The sequence below is a fragment of the Anaerococcus tetradius ATCC 35098 genome (genome assembly GCF_000159095.1).
Lineage (GTDB): Bacteria > Bacillota > Clostridia > Tissierellales > Peptoniphilaceae > Anaerococcus > Anaerococcus tetradius.
The window spans coordinates 134300-140299 of record NZ_GG666300.1 but is presented as its reverse complement, the minus strand read 5'-3'; the positions used below and the strand labels follow the sequence as shown (position 1 = coordinate 140299).

At 29.7% G+C, this 6000-nt stretch carries 8 protein-coding genes; 1 reads left to right on the top strand and 7 read right to left on the bottom strand.

The window, feature by feature from the left end; translation table 11 throughout:
* Window positions 1-21: 21 nt before the first annotated feature.
* The 7 genes from HMPREF0077_RS08045 to HMPREF0077_RS08015 form a co-directional block, all read right to left on the bottom strand.
* Entirely contained in the window at window positions 22-819 is a 798-nt protein-coding gene (locus HMPREF0077_RS08045; protein WP_004837514.1) for a type I restriction-modification system subunit M N-terminal domain-containing protein, read from the bottom strand.
* Window positions 820-825: 6 nt separating this feature from the next.
* Complete coding sequence (locus tag HMPREF0077_RS08040) at window positions 826-1041, bottom strand: helix-turn-helix domain-containing protein (protein WP_004837513.1); 216 nt, start codon at window positions 1039-1041, stop codon at window positions 826-828.
* Window positions 1042-1145: 104 nt separating this feature from the next.
* Window positions 1146-1487 (bottom strand): plasmid mobilization protein, encoded by a 342-nt coding sequence (locus tag HMPREF0077_RS08035; protein WP_004837512.1) that lies wholly within the window; start codon window positions 1485-1487, stop codon window positions 1146-1148.
* A 342-nt stretch (window positions 1488-1829) separates the two neighbouring features.
* Window positions 1830-3305 (bottom strand): VapE domain-containing protein, encoded by a 1476-nt coding sequence (locus HMPREF0077_RS08030; RefSeq protein WP_004837511.1) that lies wholly within the window; start codon window positions 3303-3305, stop codon window positions 1830-1832.
* Between the two features lie 117 nt (window positions 3306-3422).
* Window positions 3423-3785, bottom strand: a complete 363-nt coding sequence (locus HMPREF0077_RS08025) for a plasmid mobilization protein (protein ID WP_004837510.1) — start codon at window positions 3783-3785, stop codon at window positions 3423-3425.
* Complete coding sequence (locus tag HMPREF0077_RS08020; protein WP_004837509.1) at window positions 3778-4920, bottom strand: site-specific integrase; 1143 nt, start codon at window positions 4918-4920, stop codon at window positions 3778-3780. Before HMPREF0077_RS08020 ends, HMPREF0077_RS08025 begins: the two co-directional genes overlap by 8 nt.
* On the bottom strand, window positions 4904-5098 hold the full coding sequence (locus tag HMPREF0077_RS08015) for a hypothetical protein (protein WP_002839721.1): 195 nt from the start codon (window positions 5096-5098) through the stop codon (window positions 4904-4906). The genes HMPREF0077_RS08020 and HMPREF0077_RS08015 overlap by 17 nt, the downstream gene beginning before the upstream one ends.
* Before the next feature lie 261 nt (window positions 5099-5359).
* Between HMPREF0077_RS08015 and HMPREF0077_RS08010 the strand changes: the two genes are divergently transcribed.
* On the top strand, window positions 5360-5791 hold the full coding sequence (locus tag HMPREF0077_RS08010) for a helix-turn-helix domain-containing protein (protein ID WP_004837508.1): 432 nt from the start codon (window positions 5360-5362) through the stop codon (window positions 5789-5791).
* Window positions 5792-6000 lie beyond the last annotated feature (209 nt).

The following is a 6000-nucleotide window of genomic DNA, read 5'->3' as shown; positions in this document are numbered from 1 at the left end:
CCCATTGTTAAAATGGATACTCTAAGCAGCACACCAACTATTTATTTTTTGAGTTTTAAACTTTGGTAGAAGTCTTGAACTCCTTATATTTACATAACTATTTGCCTCTATCACTATTATGACACGAAACCCACAAGCAGCATCCAAAACTGTACAAACTTTACCATCACCAGTTAATAAATCATCACAGCCTTCGGCAAGTAAAACATCAACTAAAAGTCGAATAACTTCTCTAGGTGTATAGTGATCACCCGCCTCAACGTTTTCTGAGTATCTACGAATAATATCTTCGAAAAGGTATCCCATCTTATGGTTATCAATTGTTCTTGGATCTAAATCTACTTCTGAGAATTTCTTGATGATAATATATAGTCTGTTGGACTTATCAAGTTTTTTAATTTGATTATATATATCTAAGTTAGAGAGGATTCCTTTTACATTTCCTGAAAATCCATTAACATAATTTTCAAAATTTGAAGCAATATTATCGCTGTCATTCAAAAGATTCTTCAAATTAAATTCACTCGTATTATAAAAAGGATAGCCTGATTCCCTTTCATAAAATATTGCAGGTTTCTTCGGATCCTTTTTATATAATTCAACTACTTTATCTTTAGTTTCTTCTAGAGCACACTCGAATCTTCGAATGATAACCATAGGAATAATTACATCCTTATATCTTTCTGCCTCATAAGCTCCCCTTAATGAGTTTGCAATAGATAGGACTAGGTTAACTTCCTTACTAACATCTATGTGATCTTCATCTAAAAAATAATCGTTTATAAAGTCATAATTTAATTTGCTTAGTTCTCTACTCATCTCAACCTACCTCTCATACTTCATAATATCTTCAAGCTTACAATCTAAAACAAAACAAATCTTCGCAATAGTTTCTAAATCTATCCTTTTAACTTTATTATTGCAATAAGAATTAAGTTGCGTTCTTTGAAGATTTGCTTCCTTTTCTAATTTGTTTTTGCTTATATTTTTTTCTTCTAAAACTTGGTCTATTTTAAAAATAATTTTCCCATAGTTTTGCATAAATTTCTCTCCCTTGTAATTTTAAAAATCGGCATTTCAATTAATTATATTATATCATATTTTTAAAACTTCTTACAGGTCTAAGATATTTTAGGCGAGTAATTCTATTTAGTTCTGTTTAATAAAAGGGAATGGATCTGCCATATTTCTTTTGCCAATTTTTCTATTTTTTCTCTCATATAATCTATATCTTTCTTGTAAATAACACCACTTGTATTAGTTGCCTTTGCGATCTGGTTTATGTTATTTGTTACATTTGAAAGTAGCCATTGGAGATTCCTAAATGGTTCTAGGTCTACAATATAAATTTCTTTTTCCAACACACATTTTCTAAGAAAGTGGGACATTGTTTTACAATTTGCAAGTTTCATTTTCTTTTCAAAAACTTCTTTTTCTTCATCTGTTAAATATATTTTAAGTTGGTTCTTTCTTGTTCTATTATCCATATTTTTCTCCTTTGCTCATATCTTTTGGGGTCTTAGGGTTCTCCCTAACAAGGTAAAAATCGTAAAATTATATAGCCTTATAAGCTATTGATTTTTTGATTTTTTCGTAAGTGGGTACTCACTTACTGTGCTTGCTATTATTAACAAGTCTAAAATTTATTTTTTAATATTTTTTCAAATAGGAATTAATAAGTGTAACTGTAACTTACAAAATAAAAACTTCCAAAATTAGGCGAGCTTGTTTTAAGAGTCTATGACAACTCCTTATTATCAAGCCATTAATTTATGTAATCCTAATTTAAGAAGATTTATAACGATTGGTTACAGGTTACAAAGTTACATTTATATCTTTACTTGATTTGCAGTATCTATTTCTAATTGATTTTCTTTTTTCCATTCTTCTGGCAATAAATTCTTGTCAACTTCTATAAAGTCATTTTTGTTTTCTATTTTCTTTTCATAATATAGTTTTACTGGAATTGAGACTCCGCTTGGTGATATTCTTTTGGTCTTTGATGACCTAATTGGAATCCAGTCTTGGAAATAATTATCCATAATCTCTGAAAAAGATTTTGATTTTATTTGGTAGCCTTGCATGGTTAGTTCTTTGAAACAAGTTATATTTGGATCTGCGCTTTTCGGCTTATATTCTTCCAAGAAATACCTAATGTCTTCCACATCTGGGTTTAGATATTTGAATTTTTCTTGTTCCTTATACAAGTCTTTTAAAAGATTTTTTGGTATAGTCCATGCGTGAGTCTTGTTTTTAAAGATTTCATATCCTAAGGCTAGAGCCTGATTAAAATCTTCTCTTATACTAGATATATATTCTTTGTCTGAAAGTTTTTCTTTATTATTTTTATCTGGATATATAGTTCTTACTCTTTGATTTGGCTTACATTCAACAGGTAAATATCTTCTTTCTCCAGTATGATCATTAAGAAAAGTTCTTTCGTTTAATGTCCCTATAAAGATGCAAGTTCTTGGCACGTCTGTTGCATATTTTTCGTAGGGTATCCTTATCCTATCGCTTAATTTTGATAAAAAAGATTTAGCTTCATTAGCCGATTTTGCATTTCTTAAAGCAACGAATTCTTCGATTTCAACAACAGTTTTACCCATAAGGTTCATGATAGCATCCTTGCCTTGAATGTTTTCTATTGTGCAAAACCAATCGTCTGTTATGGACAGGTATCTTGCAAAAGTCGATTTGCCTATACCTTGTCCACCAACTAAAACAATCATCTCATCAAACTTAGATCCTGGATTGAAAATTCTTTTTATCATACCCAATATCATATGTTCCATTATCCAATTGTTAAGTTCTGTATCATCCGCTCCCAAATACCTTGGTAAAAGTTTTCTAATGGTATTTTTATCTCCATTCCATTTTAAATTTTGAAGATATTGCTTTGGCGGGCTCACTTCATATTGGTGAGCTACAAAACGAATAGCTTCCCACATTTTATTGGCATTATAATTAATTCCAAAGTGTTTTTCTATCTCTAAGCCTAGTCTATTATTTAAAGAATCATCCCAAAGTCGTATTTGATTTTCCTTTATATTTCTTTCTCCGATAATTTTCCCCTGGAATTTTATTTCATTGGTAAATTTATCAAAGAATATTTGTCCATCAATGATTTTTTGATTTTGACAATATTTGGGATTTAGAATAGCAGTTACAATATTACCAGTAATTTGTCTAACCATCCCCTTATCTGTAGTTTGTAGGTCTAAAAAGGCGTAAGTCTGATCTATTTCTGGGAATTTTAATTTAATATCTGTCATAAGCCTTACTCCTTTTCTTTTTACAACCATCTAATCTCTTTATAGTTTTATATGTTTTTTCCATTTTATCCTCCTGTCTGGTATAAATAAGACTCCTGTGGTAAAATGAACTTGTCTAGAGAACACTTCTCACAGGAGTGTATGCCTTTACTCTTTGTAGTAGGGGCTTTTTTCTTTTTTGATTTCTTCATATATTTCTAAAATATAGATTAAAATATCAGCTTCATCGTCATTTAGTTTGCCGAACTTTTTAATAACTTTTGCTAGTTGAAATATCTCCTTGGCTATATTATCAGAAAGTCTGTAATCACTTACTAACTTAACTTCATGATTTAATAGCATTTGTAGAAAATAATCTTGTTTTTTTAGTCCGCTTATTGCAATTTTTTTGTTTATTAGATTATATTCTTCCTCAGATACTCTAAAATTTAAAATGCGATTTCTTTTTCTATTTTTGTCTTTATTTCTCGTTTTTATAGAAATTTCATCTAATGAATGTCTTCTAAACATCTTTCTCGTCCTCTTCTAATAAATCTTTCCAGTCATTTGCCTTATTATTTCTTACTTGAGTTAAAGACAGAGCCATTTCTTTTTGCTTGCTAGGGAAAAGATGAGCATATCTATAGGTGATGTCAATCGATTCATGTCCAACCCTATCAGCTATTGCAGTTGCAGAAAATCCAAGTTCAATCAAGAGAGAAACGTGAGAATGCCTTAAATCATGTATTCTAATTCTTTTTACTTGAGATTTCTTAGATCCCCTATCCATTTCATGGTGGAGGTAGCTCTTAGAAAAATTAAATATTAAGTCTTTTGGTTTTATCTTATAAAAACTGTCTATATATTCTTTAATCTCATCAGTTAAAAATTCAGGCATAACTATTGTCCTTATGCTTTTTTTAGTCTTAGGAGCAGTTATTACATTTTTCCCATCAATCCTTTGTAAAGATTCATCAATTTTTAATGTATGCTTTTTAAAATCAAATTTTTCTTTTGTTAAGGCTAATAATTCTCCCATTCTAAGACCACACCAATATAAAAGTTCAAAAGCATAAAAAGATTCAGGTTTATCTTTAATAGCTTCTATAAATCTTTCATATTCATCTTGAGTCCAAAATAGCATTTCATCAGCTTCTTTTTCTCCCATAGATCCAACATCACGAGCAACATTAGTTTTTAAATTGTAGTACCTACAGGCATGATTTAAGATGCTAGATAACTGAGCATGAATAGTTCTCAAATAAGTAGGAGAATATTTTTTTCCATTATTATCCTTAATCTTCATAAGCTCATTTTGCCATTGAATGATGGTTACATTATTAATCTCATTAAGCATTAAATCACCAATATAGGGAAGTATTTTTTGATTTACAATTGCTTCTTTTGTCCTCCAAGTATTTTCTCTTATTCTTGGTTTTCTATCCCTCTTGTAAAGTTCAAAAAACTCCCTAAAGCTCATCTCAATTGATTCAGAATGTTGATTTAAAAATTCTTTTTCCCATTTTAATGCTTCTTTTTTTGTTAAAAATCCACGTTTTTTCTTAGTTAATTTTTCTCCTCTCCAGTTGGTGTAATTAAATTTACAAAACCAAGTCTTGTTCCCGCTTTCATCTCTAAATGCTGGCAATTTAAACCTCCTTTGCATTTGTTGGTTTATAGCAATACTTTTCCATAAAGTATTCTCTATTTACCTTTCCTCTTTGCACACGATAACCTAATTTAAGTAGATCTTGATTCATATCGTTTATTATCTGATATGCTGTTGTCCTACTTACATCAAGAAATTCTTGTACATCTTTTGCATTCATAAAAATACCTTTCATAATGTCCTCCTTTTATAGTTTGTAAGGTTCTACATCCTCAAAAGGGCGAGCATTAATTTATATGTCTTACAATTTCCGTTCAATATTGAACGGTATGTATATATAATAACAGTTCATATTTGTTCTGTCAAGTTTTTTCTATTTATTTTTTTCTAAAATATTCAGATACTTACAAATATTTACAACAGAACAGTTTTGTTGAGCTTTTGTTCGTTTTGTGATAAAATATTTATAGTTATCGTGAAATAAGGAGGAGTTAGTTTGATTTCTGGAGAAAAATTAAAAAAGTTAAGACTTATGAGAAACTTAACTCAAAAAGAACTTGCCATTAAGTCTGGTTTGACAGATGCTGCTATAAGAAATTACGAGCTTGGAAATAGATCTCCAAGTAAAGAACAATTACAAAAAATATCCGAAGCACTTGATTGTGATATATCAGCATTAATCGATCATGAACCTAATTCTATTTTTGAAATAATGCATATAATTTTTGATTATGAAAAAGACATGAAGTTTAGACCCTTAGCAGGCGATGGAGAAATCACAGGGCTTTTATCAAATGATGTAGACTTCAATAATTTTCTTATAGAATGGAATGAGATGAGAAAAAAGCATTACAATGATGAAATAACAGACGAAGAGTTTGAAGATTGGAAGCTATCTTACCCTAAAAAATCAAGATTTTTAAAATAAAAATATGTACTCAAAAGACCGTAGCTTGAAACTACGGTCTAATTTTTGTCCAAATGTAAACCACTTGGAACTATTATTTTAATTATTTTTTTTACTCCCAGTACCATTTGAGTACCAGTAGCCATTTTTTACAACTTTCCTCTCGAAAACCATTCTGGTTTTCTCGCTTAATTGGTATGCATACAATAAATAGCACAATTTATTGTATC